Here is an 18070-nt window from a genome sequence, read left to right as displayed (position 1 = left end):
CGGCGCCACACAGTATCCTTCGGAGGAAGTAGCGGCTTCGCGGACGATGGTTGGGACGGTTCAGGTGTGGATTTTAAATAATCCAGGTATTCCCGGCTGAACTTCACATGCGAAGGCGCTGGTAAGCCTTGCACTTCAAGGTATTCACGGTTGATTTCGTAAGAATTGGGTCTGGTGAGGTTATCGGTGGTCATGGGCCGCTGGTTAGTGTGTGGAAGCAGTCTGAGTTATGAAAAGATTTGGGTTTATAGTATAATGATGACCTGGTATCAGTGCATTAGCTATGTCTGGCTTAAAAATCCTTTTGTTCAGTGGGCATTGTCCGCATGTCAACAAAGCAGTACATAGAAATTCCGGTTCTTCGCATAAAGGCTTTTACAGCCGGAATATCAGCTACTGATTCAAACAGCGGCACAGGATTGATATCTATTTGCCTACCGTTATCGGAAAAATTGTCCTCGTGTATAACCATAGGCGACTTGCCTGTTTCCTGACCGAAATAGAGTTCATTGCCTGGCTGTTCCAGGTACACAGGTGCCCCTGCTTTACAACTGCAAATAGCGTTGATGACATCCTGAAACGAGCAGCCGTGTTTTCGTAGCAACTTTTGGAGTAAGTGAGCATTCCAGGGCTTTCCAATTAATCCCTTGTTCAACGCAAAACCAAGTGCATCATCGTGCCATACGCAGGTTGAGCCAGTGTTGGACATACCAGAGGTTGTACGAAAATCTTGTGTAGGGTCTGCCTCGCAAATAAATTGTTCCCATACCGCAACTCCTTGTTGTACAAGCCTCCGTTGCGAAGATAATTGGCGACTGAATCGTTTGTCTTTGTCCCAACGATAAGATTTCTCGGACTTAGTGGGCGTAAAGCCGCCGTGGAGGCGGGGCCATTTTGCCTCAAACATACCCAGCTTGAATACTTCCCGTCCACTGCCAAATTGAATACCCCCAATTAGAATAGCTCCATCGCAGCCAAAAGCCTTTTCGGTGGTTCCAGGAACTGTGATGCCCATCACTTTAGGAAACGATTTAAGCAGGCACTCTATAGATTCCTCTTTGAGTAAATTTCCCACCAATGGGCCTAGCGGATAACGGATATGGGTGCAGAAAGCCGATATATAATCTCGTTCAGAAACGAGGTAACCTTCGTGCAAATCCTGTCGACATCTAGCATCTGCGTGTAGAAAAAGATTGCAAATATCTCTGTTTTTATCAATTACATGCATCATATTTAAGATTTAATTCAATAAATTTTTCATTAAAAAATTTCATGTAATCTAATCTATATATATGTTTAATAATATTATTGTTAGTTAATTGTATAATATAATTAATATGTGTAATTTTTTGACTTATTGGTGAGTCTAATGATTCAAGGAAAATTCCAAGATGATATTTAATATAAATCGATTCTTGTAAATGTTCGTGACTGATTGAATTGATTATTGGATATAAATTTATTAATGAGTAGTCGCCACATCCTTCTATAATGTATTGATAAAAATTATTTGTAATTAAAATATCTAATAGCATAATAGTATATTTAGGAATAGTTTTGCCTTTTTTAAACATAATAAAATAACACCATGATTAAGTGTGAAGTGGCTACGCACATGCCTCGGTGAGAGTGAGATGCGATTTTATTGGTCCAACAAAACCACGCGAAGCACGAAGGAGCAAGAACATAATTTAGCGTTTGAGTAGAATACCCATGTAGATGAAAATAAGTATTTGGTTCAGGCCATTTAGGCTCTCTATTGCACTTGTCTCCATGTTCCCAGATGGCAATGGTTTTACTAAAAATGTTGTAATAACCATTTGGAATATCTTGAGCCAAATAACAGCCAGCATAGACCTAAGTATTATAGCATTCTAATTTAGAAAAATATATTTCTTGAACTTCAATTTCATCATCCAAGTCATCACATTTATTAACAACAAAATTTATAAAATAATATCTAGTTTTGTCAGCGTCTTCTAAATAAGCATGAGCAATACTACCAAACAGCCATGCCCGCCAGTTCTCCGGTTCAATCCGTACAACCTGCTCAAAACAGTAAGCCGCGTTTATCCAATCCTTTTCGTTCTTATAGGCAAGTGCACGCTCGTACCAATGCTCCGCGCGAGCTTCGGCCAGCAACGAGTTTACCGTGGACAAGCTTAGCGCCGCCCGCTTCATTACGTGGGCCGAGCCGGTGTATTTAGAGCACCTAACAAAACCGGTTTTCGTAAGCTGGTGGTATGGCAAAGCAATTGGTCACCGATGAACTGTGGCGAGTGGTCGAGCCCTTGCTCCTACCAGCCCCGACATACCCCAAGGGCGGCCGTCCGCGCGTAGCGGACCGAGCAGCGCTGACGGGCATCTTGTTCGTGCTGCGCAGCGGCATCCCGTGGGAGCTGCTGCCGGCGGAAATGGGATGCGGGTCGGGCATGACGTGCTGGCGGCGCTTGCGCGACTGGCACGAAGCCGGCGTCTGGCAGCGCCTGCACCAGGTGCTGCTTGACCGCTTGGGCGTCGCTGGGCAGCTGGACTGGTCCCGCGCCAGCCTGGACGCACAAAGCATCCCGGCCGCAAAAGGGGGGCGCATACGGGTCCCAACCCGACGGACCGCGGCAAGGCCGGCACCAAGCGCCACCTGCTTGTTGACCGGCGCGGCACGCCGCTGGCGGTGAAGCTGAGCGCGGCCAACTGCCACGATTCGACCGTATTCGACACGCTGCTGGACGCGGTACAGCCTGTGCGCCAGGCCTGTGGCCGTCCGCGCAAGCGTGCCGCCCAGTTACACGCCGACAAAGGGTACGACTACCGCAAGTGTCGTGTGGCGCTACGCAGGCGTGGCATCAAAAGCCGCATTGCCCGGCGTGGCATCGAGTCGAGCGAGCGGCTGGGACGCCACCGCTGGGTGGTCGAGCGCACCTTCGCTTGGCTCAACCGCTTCCGGCGCCGGCGCGTGCGCTACGAACGCCGGGACGACATCCACCTGGCCTTCACGAAGCTGGCCTGCGCCCTCAGCACGCTTAAAGCATGCTTGAGGTTTTGTTAGACACTCTTAGATAGTTGCTGATTCATGGGTTAGTGTCTTCCAGCTTGCAAGTTCCTGTTCGAGTTGCTGCCTGAGGGTTTGCCAGTGCTGCTCAAGGTCGGCAATGCCGATGATTTCGCGGTACACGGTGCTTGCCATCGTGTCGGCCAATGCCTGCTTAAGCTCAGCAAGCTGGTCGGCCAGCTTTTCCCGGCGCGTAAGCAGCTGGTCGAGTTGGGACAGGGCGTTGTCCGCCGCCCAGAAGTCGTTGCGCTCCAACTGTTCGGCCAGCCGGGCCAGCGCGGCCAGGTCTTGCTCCTCGTACTTCTGCTGCACCTGCCGGAACAGCTCGGTGGCTTCCGCTTGCTGGGCTTCCGCCACCTTGTCGGGGTGGCAGCGAACCACGCACTGCCGGTACAGCTTTTTCAATCGGGCCAGCTCCTCTTCTTCCAGTGAATTGAACGTGGTCTGTTCCTCGATTAGTCGCTCGTGCCGGAAATCTTCGTATTGCTGCCGCGCCTGCTCGTACTGCTGCTGCGTAAACGCGCTTTTAGCCTGGTGCTGCTGCGCGTAGTCGCGCCTCAGCTGCAAAATTTCCTCCACCAGTAGGCCCAGGCGCAGCGCGAATTCGTGGTTGTACCGGCGTATGCGCTGGTCGATGTCGGCAAGCTCGTTTTCTACGGCTACTACCTCATACTCCAAGTTTTTTATTTCGAGCTTCAACGCGGCTAACCGTGGGTCTTCCTACACTGTTACCCGCGCGTGCGCATCCAAAAACGTCTGTATTTCCCGTGACGCCTGCACGTATTGCCGTGCTTCCAAGTGTTGCGCAACAGTATTGGCTAACTCGTCCGGCCACTCGGCCTGCAAGCGCCGGGCCTGGCGCAAAATATCCTCTTCCTCCTCCAACTGAATCAGGCTGCTGATGGCCTTCAACCGACGAACGACCTTTGCCAAATCAACCTGCGCGGCCGTTGGTGCATCCGCGTGGCCGGTGATTCGCTTGAACTCGGCAATAAACCGGAACGCCAAGTCATAGTCCCCGCTGGTTACAACTATGTTCTCAAAATTCTCCTGCGCGGCTTTATACGTCCAGTTATAGGAGCCCGTGATTACGTCGCGGCCATCAAGGATGCAAAACTTGTTGTGCATCAAGGCCCCGTCCAGCCGGAAAAACGTGCCGCCTTCTGCCGCCAGTTGTTCAAACGGCATGGCGGCGTTGATGCTGTCCTGTACCACTGCCAACGACACGGCAACTCCGGCCCGCTGCCTTTCCACTAAAGCGGCAAAAAGGTCCCGGTCAGTAAACCAGGCAACGGCTACAAAAATGGAGCGTCGAGCCGCCGTAATTTCTGCATGAATCCGGTCTTTAATCCCGGCAAATAAAGCCTCAGTAACTATCATTTCGGTAGCGTAGTACCACTGTTAGCCGGCCGTGGGTACCTGTTGCAGCTGCTTCAGGCGCTGCTCGGCGGTGTGGGCGTGGCGGGCATAGAGGGCTCAGGAACTGGGCGGAGTAGGATGGAAGCCAGATGCTTTAAGCTTTTGCTGCATGTACTGCTGCAACTCTTGGAAACTCATGTATTCGGTTTCCCGCGTGATGTTCTCGCGGATGGTGCGCATCATTTCTACGGCGTCGAAGGTTTTGGCGGGTTTAGCTGCTTTCATGAAGCTTCGGGGGCAAGCTGTTTGTATGAATGGTCAAGTACAGCTTGCAGCACGCCCAGCAGCGCCGGCAATTCGGTGAGATGGTATCTTTTCTCATCCAATACCATATCGTTGCCCTCATATTTAAGAAAGCGCCACTCGGTGCCGGTGGTAGAGCAGCCATAGAGCGTGTGGAGGGAGTTGCCTTCCAGCTCGTTGAGCTTGCGGGCCGCAATGAGCTGCGCGGCGCATTGGATAACCCCCTGCTCTAAATCCTGCTTCTTGGCTTCAGCAATGCAAAATACCGGCGCCGTGATGAAGTCCTGAATGCGGCTAAAGGAGAAGATAAAGTCGCACTCCCCGCGCAAGCCTTGAGCTGGGTCGATGTCGAGGTTCATGCCGGAGTAGATAGAAAACGAGCGGTTATTCCGCTCACACAGCTCCAGCAGCACCGGCGTTACCAGGCGTTCGGAGCGGGACTTTTCGCTATTGAATCCTACTTCCTGACCAATGCGAAGGGAATGCCGCAACCAGTCAGTTGGCTCAACGGGGGTGAGGTCAGGGAAAAGCTGTGCCGCTCGAAAATGCACGCCGAATTGCTGGCGAAGGTCGAAAACGGTGAAATCTGTATAGGCCATAATGAGTGGAAAATAAAACAATACAGAAAAGAACGTCATGCTGAGCTTGCCGAAGCATGACGTTCTTTTCTGTGGGCTACATATTCCTCCTATACTGCCCCCCAACCTCAAACAGCGCATTCGTAATCTGCCCCAACGAGCAGAACTTCACCGTTTCCATCAGCTCCTCGAAGAGGTTGCCGTTTTGCACGGCCACGTGTTGCAGCTGCTTCAGGCGCTGCTCGGCCGTGCCGGCGTGGCGGGCGTGCAGGGCTTGGAGCATGGTGATTTGGTACTGCTTTTCTTCCTCGGTAGCGCGGATAACCTCGGCGGGGATGACGGTGGGCGAGCCTTTGGAGGAGAGGAAGGTGTTCACGCCGATGATGGGGTACTCGCCGGTGTGCTTGAGGGTCTCGTAGTAGAGGCTTTCCTCCTGGATTTTGCCGCGCTGGTACATGGTTTCCATGGCGCCCAGCACGCCGCCGCGCTCGGTGATGCGGTCAAACTCCAGCAGCACGGCTTCTTCTACCAGGTCGGTTAGCTCTTCGATGATGAAGGAGCCTTGCAGCGGGTTTTCGTTTTTGGCCAGGCCCAGCTCCCGGTTGATGATGAGCTGAATGGCCATGGCCCGGCGCACCGACTCTTCGGTGGGGGTGGTGATGGCCTCGTCGTAGGCGTTGGTGTGCAGGGAGTTGCAGTTGTCGTAGATGGCGTAGAGGGCCTGGAGCGTGGTGCGGATGTCGTTGAAGTCGATTTCCTGGGCGTGCAGGCTGCGGCCGCTGGTCTGGATGTGGTACTTCAGCATCTGGGAGCGGGCGTTGGCCCCGTACTTGAGCTTCATGGCCTTGGCCCAGATGCGGCGCGCCACCCGGCCAATGACGGCGTACTCCGGGTCGATGCCGTTGGAGAAGAAGAACGACAGGTTGGGGGCGAAGTCGTTCACGTCCATGCCCCGGCTCACGTAGTACTCCACGAAGGTGAAGCCGTTGCTGAGGGTGAGGGCCAGCTGGGTGATGGGGTTGGCCCCGGCCTCGGCAATGTGGTAGCCCGAGATGCTGACCGAGTAGAAGTTGCGGACTTTTTCCTTGATGAAGTATTCCTGCACGTCGCCCATGAGGCGCAGGGCAAATTCGGTGCTGAAGATGCAGGTGTTCTGGGCCTGGTCTTCCTTGAGGATGTCGGCCTGTACGGTGCCGCGCACCTGGCTCAGGGTGCGGGCTTTGATGCTGGCGTACACCTCGGCGGGCAGCACCTGGTCGCCGGTGACGCCGAGCAGCAGCAGGCCCAGGCCGTCGTTGCCGGCGGGCAGCTCGCCCTGGTAGCGGGGGCGGGGCTGGCTTAGCTCCTGGTAGATGGCGTCGATTTTCTGGTTGACTTCATTCTCTAAGCCCTGCTCCTTGATGTACAGCTCGCACTGCTGGTCGATGGCGGCGTTCATGAAAAAGGCGGCCAGCTGGGCGGCGGGGCCGTTGATGGTCATGCTGACCGAGGTGAGCGGGTCGGCGAGGTTGAAGCCGGAGTAGAGCTTTTTGGCGTCGTCGAGGCAGCAGATGCTCACGCCGGAATTGCCGATTTTGCCGTAGATGTCGGGCCGGTGGTCGGGGTCTTCGCCGTAGAGCGTCACCGAGTCGAAGGCCGTGCTCAGGCGCTTGGCGGGTAGGCCGGCCGACACGTAGTGGAAGCGGCGGTTGGTGCGCTCGGGGCCGCCTTCGCCGGCAAACATGCGGGTGGGGTCTTCGCCCTCGCGCTTGAAGGGAAACACCCCGGCCGTGTAAGGAAACTCGCCGGGCACGTTTTCCTGGAGCTGCCACTTCAGCAAATCGCCCCAGGTGGTGTAGCGCGGCAGCGAGACTTTGGGAATCTGGAGGTGGGAGAGGCTTTCGGTGTGGGTTTTCAGGCGCAGCTCTTTGTCGCGCACTTTGAAAATGAACTCCGGGCCCTTGTAGGCGGCTACTTTTTGCGGCCAGGTCTCCAGGAGTTTCCAGTTCTGGCCGTCCAGCCGAAGCTTGACCTCCTCGAAGGTGCTCTCCAGGCCGGCCACGAGGCTTCCGGGTGCGAGTCCGTCGCGGCCGTCCCCGGCGCTAACTGTTCCGGGCTGCGGCTGGCTTCCGGCGGCAAGGCTTTGGACGGCACCGAGGGCTTCTCGAATTCCGAAGAGCTGCTGGGCAACGGCGGCTTGTTTATTGACCCACTGGTCATATTGGTGGATGGTTTCGGTGATTTCAGAAAGGTAGCGCGTGCGGTGGGGCGGGATGATGTAGACCTTTTCCGACTCCTCAGCCGTGGTTTCGAGCTGGGAGGCGAAGCTGACGCCCGTCTTCTGCTCAATCACCTGCAATACGGCCCGGTAGAGGCGGTTCATGCCGGGGTCGTTGAACTGCGAGGCGATGGTGCCGTGCACGGGCAACTGCTCCAGGGGCGTGTCCCAGAGCTGGTGGTTGCGCTGATACTGCTTGCGCACGTCACGTAGGGCGTCGAGGGCACCGCGCTTGTCGAACTTGTTGAGGGCAATGACGTCGGCAAAATCGAGCATGTCGATTTTTTCGAGCTGGGTGGCGGCGCCGTACTCGGGCGTCATCACGTACAGGCTCACGTCGGAGTGCTCGATGATTTCGGTGTCCGACTGCCCGATGCCGGAGGTTTCGAGGATGATGAGGTCGAAGTCGGCGGCGCGCACCACGTCCACGGCGTCCTGCACGTAGCGCGAGAGGGCCAGGTTGCTTTGGCGCGTAGCGAGGCTGCGCATGTACACCCGGGGGCTGTTGATGGCGTTCATCCGGATACGGTCGCCCAAGAGGGCCCCGCCGGTTTTGCGCTTGCTCGGGTCGACGGAAATAATGGCAATGGTCTTGTCCGGAAAGTCGAGCAAGAAGCGGCGCACCAGCTCATCGACTAGGCTCGACTTGCCCGCGCCGCCGGTGCCGGTGATGCCTAAAATAGGGGCTTGGGGGCTTAGGGACTTAGGGTCTTGGGTTTCGTTCTGCTGGCTGCTTTGGCCGTTTTCCGCCTTCTGGAAGTCGGCGACGAGCTGCTGGCGGACCCGCTCGAATTCTTCGGGGAAGTTTTCGGCGGCCGAGATGAGGCGGCCGATGCTGCGGGCGTCTTTCTCCTTGATGTGGCTGGCTTCGCCGTTGAGGTTCTGGCCGGTGGGGAAGTCCGACTTTTCGAGCAGGTCGTTGATCATGCCTTGCAAACCCAGGGCGCGGCCGTCGTCGGGGCTATAGATGCGGGTGATGCCGTACTGGTGCAGCTCCTCGATTTCGCTGGGCAGGATGACGCCGCCGCCGCCGCCGAAGATGCGGATGTGGCCGGCGCCGCGCTCTTGCAGCAGGTCGTGCATGTACTTGAAGTACTCATTGTGCCCGCCCTGGTAGGAGGTAATGGCAATGGCCTGGGCATCTTCCTGGATGGCGCAGTCCACGATTTCCTGCACCGAGCGGTTGTGGCCCAGGTGAATGACCTCGGCCCCGCTGCTCTGGATGATGCGGCGCATGATGTTGATGGCCGCGTCGTGCCCATCAAACAGGGCCGCCGCCGTCACAATGCGGATGTGGTGCTGGGGCTTATACGGAGCTACAGGAGCGGCTTGCATGGCGGGTGGTGGTTGGGTGGAAATTGGGGTGGTGAAGGTACGAAAAAAGCCCCGCCGGGGGTGGGCGGGGCTAACGGGTGTTAGGCCTTATTTCCAGCTTTGCACATTTAAGTAGATGCTAGGTTGAGCAGGGTAGAATTTCCAATTGGCCTGACTTTTATTACGAGTATACACGCGGTGTAGGGGAGAAGGAAGTAGCGCCGGAATGTCGAAGAATTGGTAGCCGGGCGTTTGCCCCACCGCATCAAGCCACTGCAACGCTACTACCACCTTTTGCCCTTCACTGAATTGCAGATTATACGGCCGCAAATCAATCGTAATCCACCCCCGTTGCTGCTCCGCAAGCACTAATTGGATATCAGCGGGCAATAATTGTTCGGCCGGTCGGCCGTTACGCACGGCGTAGAACAGCAGCCGTAAGCGCACTTGCCGAAACGGATTGGCCTGCACATACACGTTAAAATTGTCTACATAGCAATTGTAGGACGAGGTAAGAAAGGTGCCAAACTCTGAGCCAAGCATTTCGCGGCGGCGGATGCTGTCCTTTACAATGCTGCTCACTCCCCAGTGCGCAACGCCGCCGGTGCCGGTACGGCCCAGCACCTGCGGCCGCAGCTGCCGGGGGCGCACCACTACCTCGCGCAGGGCCTGGGGTTGGGGCTTCAGTCGGATGGTAAAGCCAGGTTGCCTAAGTTGCTCGAGTAGTAGCCGGGCGGGTCGGTAGCCCACACCCGTTACGATAACCGAATCGGTGGCTACTAATTCGGGCGAGTCGGAGAAGCGAAAACGGCCCTGGGCATCGGCGATTGTACCCGCTGCCTTGCCCTTTACGCCAATAGAGGCAAAAGGCACTGGCGCAGCAGTGGAATCGGCGTGCAGTACGCGGCCGCGGAAGCTCTGGGCAAGAAGTGGTAGGGGTAAGCTGCAAGCTAGCAACAAGAGGCTCAGGCGCATGCGAAAAGTGGTTTTGAATACGCCCAAATGAGCATATCTACATCACCGAACGTTGCACTATCATGTACAAATAAGTTGACTACCGTAACTCTGCCAGCCGCAGCCGAAACCCTGGCAGCACAGTTTCGCCGGACAGCTCCCTGTCAAAGTCCTGTATCACTTCTGGCTCCGCTTGACTGGGGCGGTAGATGTAGGCGGTTTCCGTTTCAGGCACTAGCAGCCACGCCAGTTGCACACCGTTGCGCAGCCAGTCGAGCATTTTGGCTTGAAGCGTTTTCAAGGAATCCGTTACCGATTTTAGCTCTACTACAAACTCCGGGCACACGGGCGCAAATTTGTCCTGTTGCTCCAACGTCAGCGCATTCCACTTGGCAGCCGAAACCCAAGAAGCATTCGGTGATAATACGGAGCTGTCGGGGAGTGTGAATCCAGTATTGGAGTCGAAAGCCTCACCCAAATGCTGATGCCGCTCCCACCATTTACCCAGTTGAAGGTTGAGGCGAAAATTACGGTTGCCTGAGCGGCTGCCGGTGGGCGACATAATCAGGATTTCGTGGTTGGACGTGCGTTCTATGCGCAACTCGGGGTGCTGCTGGCAGAAAGCGAAAAACTCGTCATCTGTCATGCGCCCCAGGTATGGCCCACCCAATAGAATATTGCCGGATTCAAAGGAAGTACGCATAAAGCGAAAATACGCAAAAACACCAAGTAAGGGCCGGCCTCCTTTCTTTCACATTACTCCATTAGCACCGTAAAATACAGGCTGGGCTGCATGGCGTGGATGGTCCAGGTGGCTTCGCTGTTCTCGCGCTCCACCGTTACTTGCCGCGACTGGCGCTTCACCGGAATCGAGAAGTACTTGTCCCAGGGGTCGGTTTTCTCGCTTTGCAGCCACTGAATGGTGGCAATAATGGGCTCGGCCTCCAAGCTGATTTCGAAAGGGCGCAAATCCACCGTCAGCCAGCCGTGCTGCTGCTTGGCGCACACCAGCTGCACGTCTTTCGACAACAGGCGCTTGCCGGGCCGGCCTTTTTCGGCGGTGTAGAGGTTGAGCCGGAAGCGCAGCTGCTCATACTTATTAGCCGATAAAAACACGTGGAATTCTTCCAGCACCGTGCGCTTGGGGGGTGTGAGCAGGGTACCAAACTCCCAGCCCCACTCGTCGTCCACAGTTTCTTTGCCGCTGGAACCGCCCGTCCAGAGCACGTCGCCTTTCTCGGTATTACGGCCCAGCAGAGCGGGAGTGAGCCGGTCGTGCTCGATGACGACGCCCTTTAGGGTGAGCTGCTGCGGCTCCAGGCGAAACACCCGCTGCCCGCCAACCAGGTATTGGGGCGGTATCACTTCGCGCGAGAAGCCTACGGAAGTTACCACTAACGTGTCGTTGAGGCTAGGCAAGCGGAGCAGGTAGCGGCCCTGCTCGTCGGCCACCGTGCCGAGGCCGCGGCGGGGTACGCCCAGCGTGGCAAACGGCACCGGTTCCCCCGTGCTGGCATTTACCACCTGGCCCTCCAAAGCCAAGGTTGGGGCCGGTGTGGTTTGGGCAAACGATACAAAAGAGAAGGTGCTGAGCACCCCGGTAATGAGTAGCCGTTGAAGCATAGAAAAGCGCCGAAGTGAGGAAAGGTGAGGCTGATGCCGACGCTAAGATGGGGCCTTGCTATGGCAACCGGGCCCGGTATTCGGTGAACCGCAAGGAATGCTTGCCGAACGCGCACTTGCGCGGCTGAGGCCGAAAACTCACTGCCCGCTGGCGGGATCTGCTACGGTCTATAAGGTAGAATGCTGCCCGGAGAGCCGGCACTGAAACGCTGCCGGCGAGTAGCCACCAGATGCGTACGGCTGCATCCCCGTGCTCTGATCAGAAGAAGGGCGTTGCACACCGAACTGGCTAGTTTTTCCACGCCCGATCTGCTACCTTCGCGGTTGGAAAAAACCGCCCCTAGCTTCTAGTGAAGAACATTCGTAATTTCTGCATTATCGCCCACATCGACCACGGCAAGAGCACCCTGGCCGACCGCCTGCTGGAATTCACCCAGACCGTGGCCCAGCGCGACATGCAGGCCCAGCTGCTCGACAACATGGACCTGGAGCGGGAGCGGGGCATTACCATCAAGAGCCACGCCATCCAGATGCAGTATCAGTATAAGGGCGAGCCCTACACGCTCAACCTGATTGATACGCCCGGCCACGTCGATTTCAGCTACGAGGTGAGCCGCTCCATTGCCGCCTGCGAAGGCGCCCTGCTGATTGTGGACTCCAGCCAGGGCATCGAGGCCCAGACCATCAGCAACCTCTACCTGGCCATTGGCTCCGACCTGACTATTATTCCGGTCCTTAATAAAATCGACCTGCCCCACTCTATGCCGGAGGAGGTATCGGACGAAATCGTGGACCTCATCGGCTGCGACCGGGACGAAATCATTCCCGCCTCGGGCAAGGCCGGCATCGGCATCAAGGAAATCCTGGATGCCATCTGCGAAAGAATCCCGGCCCCCCAGGGCGACCCGAACGCGCCTTTGCAGGCCCTCATCTTCGACTCGGTATTCAACTCCTACCGCGGCATCGAGGTGTTGTTCCGCATCAAGAACGGCACCATGCGCAAGGGCGACAAGCTCCGCTTCATGGCCACCGGCAAGGAGTATGGTGCCGACGAAATTGGTATCCTGGGCCTGAACCAGGAGCCGCGGCCCGAAATTTCGGCCGGCAACGTGGGCTACCTGATTTCCGGCATCAAGGAAGCCCGCGAGGTGAAAGTGGGCGACACCATCACGCACGTGGCCCGGCCCACCACCGAGCCCATTCACGGCTTCGAGGATGTGAAGCCCATGGTATTTGCCGGCATCTACCCCGTGGAAACCAGCGAGTACGAGGAGCTGCGCGCCTCGATGGAAAAGCTTCAGCTCAACGATGCGGCCCTGGTGTGGGAGCCCGAAACGTCGGCGGCCTTGGGCTTTGGCTTCCGCTGCGGTTTCCTGGGCATGCTGCATATGGAAATCGTGCAGGAGCGCCTGGAGCGGGAGTTCAACATGACGGTCATTACCACCGTGCCCAGCGTGCAGTTCCACGCCATCGGCACCAAAGACCAGCTGCTGACCATCAACGCGCCCTCCGAAATGCCGGAGCCCAACGCCATTAAGCTGATTGAGGAGCCTTACATCAAAGCCCAGATTATCACGGCCGCCGAGTACGTGGGCGCCATCATCACGCTGTGTATGGACAAGCGCGGCATCATCAAAGGCCAGAGCTACCTGACCTCCGAAAGGGTGGAGCTGACCTTTGAGCTGCCGCTGTCGGAAATCGTGTTCGACTTCTTCGACAAGCTGAAAACCATTAGCCGCGGCTACGCTTCCCTGGACTACGAGCTGATTGGCTTCCGCGAGTCCGACATGGTGAAGCTCGACATCATGCTGAACGGGGAGAAAGTGGATGCCCTGTCGGCCATTGTGCACCGCTCCAAGAGCTACGACTGGGGCCGCCGCCTCTGCGAAAAGCTTCGGGAGCTGCTGCCGCGCCAGCAGTTCGAAATTGCCATCCAAGCCAGCATCGGCCAGAAAATCATTGCCCGCGAAACCGTGAAGGCCCTGCGCAAAAACGTAATTGCCAAGTGCTACGGCGGCGACATCAGCCGGAAGCGGAAGCTGCTCGAAAAGCAGAAGGAAGGCAAGAAACGGATGCGTCAGGTCGGCTCCGTGGAAATCCCGCAGGAAGCTTTCCTGGCGGTACTGAAAATTGATTAACCGCAAAAAGGGCGGCTTCCCAATGGAGGCCGCCCTTTTGTTTTCTGCTGTTCTGATTCAAGAGCTAGATGGTGGCAGAATAAGAGGACTCAATTGCCCCTTTGGGGTCTGGCCCATATTCGTTTGCGCCCTTGTCGCCCTCAGTGCAAGCCAGGATCAAGTTATAAAAGGGAATGAGAATAAACCAGCCGCTTTTGCCCACATCGTGCATACGGCGCACTGCTACGGCAATGCCGGGGATAATAACAGCTAAGCCATACAGGGCGCTGATGACTTGGCGTTGAAACAAAATACCGTCGATAAAGCCGAGAACAAAGGAGATAATGACGTGGAATAAGGTAAAATACCAGTATTCCGCCCGGCGGGCACGTCCACTAAAGGTGGCGTATTTGTCCTTAATGACTTGTAAGTAGTACTTCATAAGCAAAGAAAGTGAGTTGGTGAAAAGATGTGTGAGTGGCCAATATAGAGTTTTACCCAATAATCTCAGAATTTTTTAAGACGAGCTTCCTTTCAACTTCCGATACCATGCCTACTACCACTACTGCCTACCGCCTCATCGACGGCAAGCAAACTGCCGAAACCATCAAGGAGGAAATTGCCGCCGAAGTAGCCCAGCGCCGCGCCGCCGGCGAAAAGGTGCCGCACCTGGCCGCCGTCCTTGTCGGCCACGACGGCGGCTCCGAAACCTATGTGCGCAACAAGGTGCTGGCCTGCGAGCGGGTGGGCTTCGGGAGCACCCTGCTCCGCTACGAAGACGACATTACCGAGGCCGAGCTGCTGACCAAGGTGGAGGAGCTGAACCAGGACCCCAGGATTGATGGCTTCATTGTGCAGCTGCCACTGCCCCGCCACATCGACACCAACAAGGTGATTGAAGCCATCCGGCCCGAGAAAGACGTGGATGGCTTCCACCCCATGAACATCGGCCGCATGGTGGCTGGGCTGCCGGCTCTGCTGCCCGCCACGCCTTCCGGCATCGTGGAGCTGCTGCGCCGCTACGAGCTGCCCACCGACGGTAAGCACTGCGTGGTTATCGGCCGCAGCAACATCGTCGGGACGCCAGTTAGCATCTTGCTGGCGAAGAACTTAGAGCCTGGCAACTGCACCGTGACTTTATGCCATTCGCGCACCCAACATCTGGCCGATATTACCCGTACCGCCGACATTCTGGTGGCCGCTCTGGGCCGGCCGGAGTTCGTCACGGCCGACATGGTGAAGCCCGGCGCCGTGGTTATCGACGTGGGCACGACCCGCGTGGAAGACGCCAGTAAGAAGTCGGGCTGGGCCCTGAAGGGCGACGTCAACTTTGCCGAGGTAGCTCCCAAAACCGCCTACATCACGCCCGTGCCCGGCGGCGTCGGGCCCATGACCATTGCCATGCTGCTGCTCAATACTCTGCGCGCTGCCAAAGGCGAGGTGTATCCGAAGTAAGTCTGAATCGCGGATTGAACGGATTTCTTGGATTGCGCGGATTTTGGTTACGCCTGGCTCTGGTCAACGTCTTATCAGATGAATTGCCTTCTAACCAAAATCCGCGCAATCCAAGAAATCCGTTCAATCCGCGATTCAGTTTCAATTAAAACCGCCTCCGGCTTTTAGATTTCGGGGCAGTGTACTACTTTTAAAGTCGGGCCGTGAGAAAGAGTGGGGCATTAGCACGTTCTGTTTCGCCCCAGCGGCTCGGCTCGTTTATCCAGAATACCCGCGTTTTGCTGCACGAACTTCCTGTTACGTCGGCGGCCCCGGCCCAGGGGGCTGCGGCGCCTCCACTGCCCGTGATGGAGCAGTTTTATACCATTCAGGGCGAAGGATACAACACCGGCCGCGCCGCCTACTTCGTGCGCCTGGGTGGCTGCGACGTGGGCTGCGTGTGGTGCGACGTGAAAGAATCCTGGGACGTGGACGCCCACCCGCGCCTGGCGGTGGCCGGCATCGTGGAGGCCGCCACGGCCCACCCCGGCCGCAACGTGGTTGTTACGGGCGGCGAGCCGCTCATGCACGACCTCGGCCCCCTGACCCAGGCCCTGCACGCCGCCGGCTGCCAGACGTGGATTGAAACCAGCGGAGCCTACCCGCTCAGCGGGGAGTGGGACTGGATTTGCGTGTCGCCCAAGAAGTTTAAGGCCCCGCTGCCCGGCGTGCTGGCCGCCGCCCACGAGCTGAAAATCATTGTCTACAACAAGTCGGACTTTGCCTGGGCCGAGCAGCACGCGGCCCAGGTGGGGCCCGGCTGCCGGCTCTACCTCCAGCCCGAATGGAGCAAGGCTCCCCAGATGATGCCCCTGATTGTCGACTACGTGAAAGAGAACCCGCGCTGGCAGGTGTCGCTGCAAACCCATAAGTTCCTCGATATTCCGTAGCGTTAAAGCCCCGTATGCGCTGTCTGCTATCTGCCCCGCTTGTTCTAGTGCTGTCGTGTGGAATGCTGGTGCCGGCCGAAGTAGCGGCCCAGGGCGCCCGGCTGAGTACCACCAACTCCAAAGCCCGCAACCTGTGGGAAAAAGCCCAGACCCAAGCCAAAGACCGGGACTTCGGCAAGGCCATTGAAACGCTGACCCTGCTCAACCAAAAGTTTCCGTCCCTGGGCGAACCGTACCTGCTGAAAGGCTCTTTGCTGAAAGCCATGGGCGAAAACCGCCCGGCTTTCGACGCCTACCGCGACGGCCTGGGCAAGATGGCCCTGGACCCGGCCCGCGCCAACGACTACTACACCCTGGGCGAGCTGGCCATGAGCTTCGGCGACTACACTGTGGCCGCCGATTCCTACAAGAAGTACATCAAAACCGCCCCGAAAAGCCAACGCAACGTGGGCCGGGCTCAGCGCCAGCTCCAGAATTGCGAGTTTGCCCAGAAAGCTATGGCCGCGCCCATCGGTGTGCAGCCCGAGCGGTTGTCAGAGCCTCTCAACACGTTCCGATTTCAGTATTTCCCCGCCCTCACGGCCGACAACCGCTTCCTGCTGTATACGGGTCGGCCAGCCGCCGACAGTGGCGAGGACCTGTTCATCAGCCGCCAAAACAAGGACGGCTCCTTCGGCCAGCCCCAGCAGATTTCCACGGCCATCAACACGCCCTACAACGAAGGCGCCGGCACCATCTCCGGCGACGGCAAAACGCTGGTGTTTGCGTCCTGCGACCGGCCTAATTCCGTGGGCAACTGCGACCTATACATCTCACGGCGCACCGGTAACGCCTGGAGTAAGCCCCAGAACCTGGGCCGCAACGTCAACTCGCCGGAGTGGGACTCTCAGCCTACGCTTTCGGCCGACGGGCGCACCTTGTACTTCACCAGCACCCGGCGCGGCGGCAAAGGGCAGGAAGACATCTACGTGACGACGCTCGGCACCGATGGCAACTGGACCGTGGCCCGCAACCTGGGCACGCCGGTAAACACCGCCGGCAAGGACATGGCGCCCTTCATCCACGCCAGCGGCACCACGCTCTACTACGTCACCGATGGCCTCGTGGGCATGGGCGGGCTCGACGTGTACCGCTGCGAGCAGCAGGGCGCCGCCACCTGGGGCGAACCGCAAAACCTGGGTTACCCGCTCAACACGTTCGAGAACGAGGCCTCCCTGTTCATTGCCTCCGACAACCGCCGGGGGTTCTGCTCCCGCTCCCGGGCCGCCGAGCCGGGCGTGCGTAAGGAGCAGGACCGCCCCGTGGAGCTGTTTGGCTTTGAGGTGCCCAAGGAAGTCCGCTCCCGCGAAACCAGCACCTACACCCAGGGCCGCGTGTTCGACGCCATTACCAAAAAGCCTATCCGCGCCGACGTGCAGCTCTACGACCTCAACACCGACGAGCTAGTGCAATACGTGGGCTCCGACGCCGAAAACGGCGAGTACACCGTGGTACTCAACGAAGGCCGGCAGTACGCCATGTACGCCGCCGCCGACAAGTACCTGATGAAGAGCCTGAGCTTCGACTACAGCGACAAGCGCAGCTTCGACCCCCTCACGCTGGATATTTACCTGGAGCCCGTGCGCGCCGGCCGCAGCATAGTGCTCAACAACCTGTTCTTCGACACAAAGCAATACGAGCTAAAGCCTAAGTCGCGGACCGAGCTGAACCGGCTGGTAGGCTTTATGAAGCAGTACCCGGAGGTGCAGGTTGAAATATCCGGACACACCGACGACGTAGGCTCCGATGAAGACAACCTCGCCCTGTCGCAAAACCGGGCGAAGTCGGTGTACAGCTATCTGGTGTCGCAGGGCGTGAAGGCTGACCGGCTACGCTACCGCGGCTACGGCGAAACGAAACCCCTGATGGCAAATGATTCGGAAAGTCACCGCCAACAAAACCGCCGCATTGAACTGAGAATTCTTTAATTACGACTTGCACTTTGCAGGTATAATCTATTAACCTGTCTACTGTGTAGGCAGGTTTTTTTATTGGAGTAATCCTTTTTGGTGATGTTTATAAAAAGCTCACTATGAGACGTTTGATTACTGTGTGAAAAAGTGTTTGAGTAGAATAGTTATAAAAATTCTTTT

16 protein-coding genes are annotated in these 18070 nt (G+C 57.2%); 5 read left to right on the top strand and 11 right to left on the bottom strand.

What is annotated here, in order from left to right; translation table 11 throughout:
* Window positions 1–292: 292 nt before the first annotated feature.
* Window positions 293–1231: a hypothetical protein gene (locus OIS53_RS04965; RefSeq protein ID WP_264681289.1), complete on the bottom strand. Its 939-nt coding sequence runs from the start codon at window positions 1229–1231 to the stop codon at window positions 293–295.
* 626 nt (window positions 1232–1857) lie between these two features.
* Window positions 1858–2142, bottom strand: a complete 285-nt coding sequence (locus OIS53_RS04960; RefSeq protein ID WP_264681288.1) for a tetratricopeptide repeat protein — start codon at window positions 2140–2142, stop codon at window positions 1858–1860.
* 101 nt (window positions 2143–2243) lie between these two features.
* Here OIS53_RS04960 and OIS53_RS04955 point away from each other — a divergent pair.
* A protein-coding gene (locus OIS53_RS04955) for an IS5 family transposase (RefSeq protein WP_264681287.1) occupies window positions 2244–3046 on the top strand; the annotation gives its coding sequence in 2 pieces (ribosomal slippage) (window positions 2244–2574 and window positions 2574–3046; 804 coding nt in all).
* A gap of 6 nt (window positions 3047–3052) precedes the next feature.
* Here the strand turns inward: OIS53_RS04955 and OIS53_RS04950 are convergent.
* The 8 genes from OIS53_RS04950 to OIS53_RS04915 form a co-directional block, all read right to left on the bottom strand.
* Window positions 3053–3748, bottom strand: coding sequence for a J domain-containing protein (locus tag OIS53_RS04950; RefSeq protein ID WP_264681286.1), 696 nt, complete (start codon window positions 3746–3748; stop codon window positions 3053–3055).
* A 21-nt stretch (window positions 3749–3769) separates the two neighbouring features.
* A complete protein-coding gene (locus tag OIS53_RS04945) occupies window positions 3770–4429 on the bottom strand; it encodes a phospholipase D-like domain-containing protein (RefSeq protein ID WP_264681285.1) in 660 nt (219 codons plus the stop codon).
* Window positions 4430–4525: 96 nt separating this feature from the next.
* Window positions 4526–4693: a hypothetical protein gene (locus OIS53_RS04940; RefSeq protein ID WP_264681284.1), complete on the bottom strand. Its 168-nt coding sequence runs from the start codon at window positions 4691–4693 to the stop codon at window positions 4526–4528.
* Window positions 4690–5349 (bottom strand): hypothetical protein, encoded by a 660-nt coding sequence (locus OIS53_RS04935; RefSeq protein ID WP_264681283.1) that lies wholly within the window; start codon window positions 5347–5349, stop codon window positions 4690–4692. Before OIS53_RS04935 ends, OIS53_RS04940 begins: the two co-directional genes overlap by 4 nt.
* Window positions 5350–5386: 37 nt before the next feature.
* Window positions 5387–8881, bottom strand: coding sequence for a methylmalonyl-CoA mutase family protein (locus OIS53_RS04930; RefSeq protein ID WP_264681282.1), 3495 nt, complete (start codon window positions 8879–8881; stop codon window positions 5387–5389).
* 87 nt (window positions 8882–8968) lie between these two features.
* The gene (locus tag OIS53_RS04925) at window positions 8969–9835 is read right to left on the bottom strand and encodes a carboxypeptidase-like regulatory domain-containing protein (RefSeq protein ID WP_264681281.1); all 867 of its coding nucleotides are present in this window, start codon (window positions 9833–9835) and stop codon (window positions 8969–8971) included.
* Window positions 9836–9914: 79 nt separating this feature from the next.
* A complete protein-coding gene (locus OIS53_RS04920; protein ID WP_264681280.1) occupies window positions 9915–10517 on the bottom strand; it encodes a Uma2 family endonuclease in 603 nt (200 codons plus the stop codon).
* Window positions 10518–10570: 53 nt separating this feature from the next.
* On the bottom strand, window positions 10571–11437 hold the full coding sequence (locus tag OIS53_RS04915) for a carboxypeptidase-like regulatory domain-containing protein (RefSeq protein ID WP_264681279.1): 867 nt from the start codon (window positions 11435–11437) through the stop codon (window positions 10571–10573).
* 350 nt (window positions 11438–11787) lie between these two features.
* Here OIS53_RS04915 and lepA point away from each other — a divergent pair, with 350 nt between their 5' ends.
* The gene (gene lepA, locus OIS53_RS04910) at window positions 11788–13575 is read left to right on the top strand and encodes a translation elongation factor 4 (protein WP_264681278.1); all 1788 of its coding nucleotides are present in this window, start codon (window positions 11788–11790) and stop codon (window positions 13573–13575) included.
* A gap of 64 nt (window positions 13576–13639) precedes the next feature.
* Here lepA and OIS53_RS04905 read toward each other — a convergent pair whose 3' ends face one another.
* Window positions 13640–13996, bottom strand: a complete 357-nt coding sequence (locus OIS53_RS04905; RefSeq protein ID WP_264681277.1) for a DUF805 domain-containing protein — start codon at window positions 13994–13996, stop codon at window positions 13640–13642.
* Between the two features lie 107 nt (window positions 13997–14103).
* Between OIS53_RS04905 and OIS53_RS04900 the strand changes: the two genes are divergently transcribed.
* The 3 genes from OIS53_RS04900 to OIS53_RS04890 all read left to right on the top strand — a co-directional run bounded on the left by OIS53_RS04900 (window position 14104) and on the right by OIS53_RS04890 (window position 17905).
* Window positions 14104–15009, top strand: a complete 906-nt coding sequence (locus tag OIS53_RS04900) for a bifunctional 5,10-methylenetetrahydrofolate dehydrogenase/5,10-methenyltetrahydrofolate cyclohydrolase (protein ID WP_264681276.1) — start codon at window positions 14104–14106, stop codon at window positions 15007–15009.
* A gap of 278 nt (window positions 15010–15287) precedes the next feature.
* On the top strand, window positions 15288–15938 hold the full coding sequence (locus OIS53_RS04895; RefSeq protein WP_264681275.1) for a 7-carboxy-7-deazaguanine synthase QueE: 651 nt from the start codon (window positions 15288–15290) through the stop codon (window positions 15936–15938).
* Window positions 15939–15952: 14 nt separating this feature from the next.
* Window positions 15953–17905 carry an OmpA family protein gene (locus OIS53_RS04890; protein ID WP_264681274.1) on the top strand — a complete coding sequence of 651 codons (1953 nt, stop codon included), beginning with the start codon at window positions 15953–15955 and terminating at the stop codon, window positions 17903–17905.
* Window positions 17906–18070: the final 165 nt, after the last annotated feature.

Origin of the sequence: Hymenobacter sp. YIM 151500-1 (assembly GCF_025979885.1) — a bacterium.
GTDB lineage: Bacteria > Bacteroidota > Bacteroidia > Cytophagales > Hymenobacteraceae > Hymenobacter.
The sequence above is the reverse complement of the archived record's forward strand: the minus strand, read 5'-3'. Positions and strand labels throughout refer to the sequence as shown.

Coding starts and splice junctions, on each gene's coding strand:
- OIS53_RS04965 (WP_264681289.1), bottom strand. CDS start 1,231: ATGATGCATGTAATTGATAAAAACAGAGATATTTGCAATCTTTTTCTA.
- OIS53_RS04945 (WP_264681285.1), bottom strand. CDS start 4,429: ATGATAGTTACTGAGGCTTTATTTGCCGGGATTAAAGACCGGATTCAT.
- OIS53_RS04940 (WP_264681284.1), bottom strand. CDS start 4,693: ATGAAAGCAGCTAAACCCGCCAAAACCTTCGACGCCGTAGAAATGATG.
- OIS53_RS04935 (WP_264681283.1), bottom strand. CDS start 5,349: ATGACGTTCTTTTCTGTATTGTTTTATTTTCCACTCATTATGGCCTAT.
- OIS53_RS04930 (WP_264681282.1), bottom strand. CDS start 8,881: ATGCAAGCCGCTCCTGTAGCTCCGTATAAGCCCCAGCACCACATCCGC.
- OIS53_RS04925 (WP_264681281.1), bottom strand. CDS start 9,835: ATGCGCCTGAGCCTCTTGTTGCTAGCTTGCAGCTTACCCCTACCACTT.
- OIS53_RS04920 (WP_264681280.1), bottom strand. CDS start 10,517: ATGCGTACTTCCTTTGAATCCGGCAATATTCTATTGGGTGGGCCATAC.
- OIS53_RS04915 (WP_264681279.1), bottom strand. CDS start 11,437: ATGCTTCAACGGCTACTCATTACCGGGGTGCTCAGCACCTTCTCTTTT.
- OIS53_RS04905 (WP_264681277.1), bottom strand. CDS start 13,996: ATGAAGTACTACTTACAAGTCATTAAGGACAAATACGCCACCTTTAGT.
- OIS53_RS04900 (WP_264681276.1), top strand. CDS start 14,104: ATGCCTACTACCACTACTGCCTACCGCCTCATCGACGGCAAGCAAACT.
- OIS53_RS04890 (WP_264681274.1), top strand. CDS start 15,953: ATGCGCTGTCTGCTATCTGCCCCGCTTGTTCTAGTGCTGTCGTGTGGA.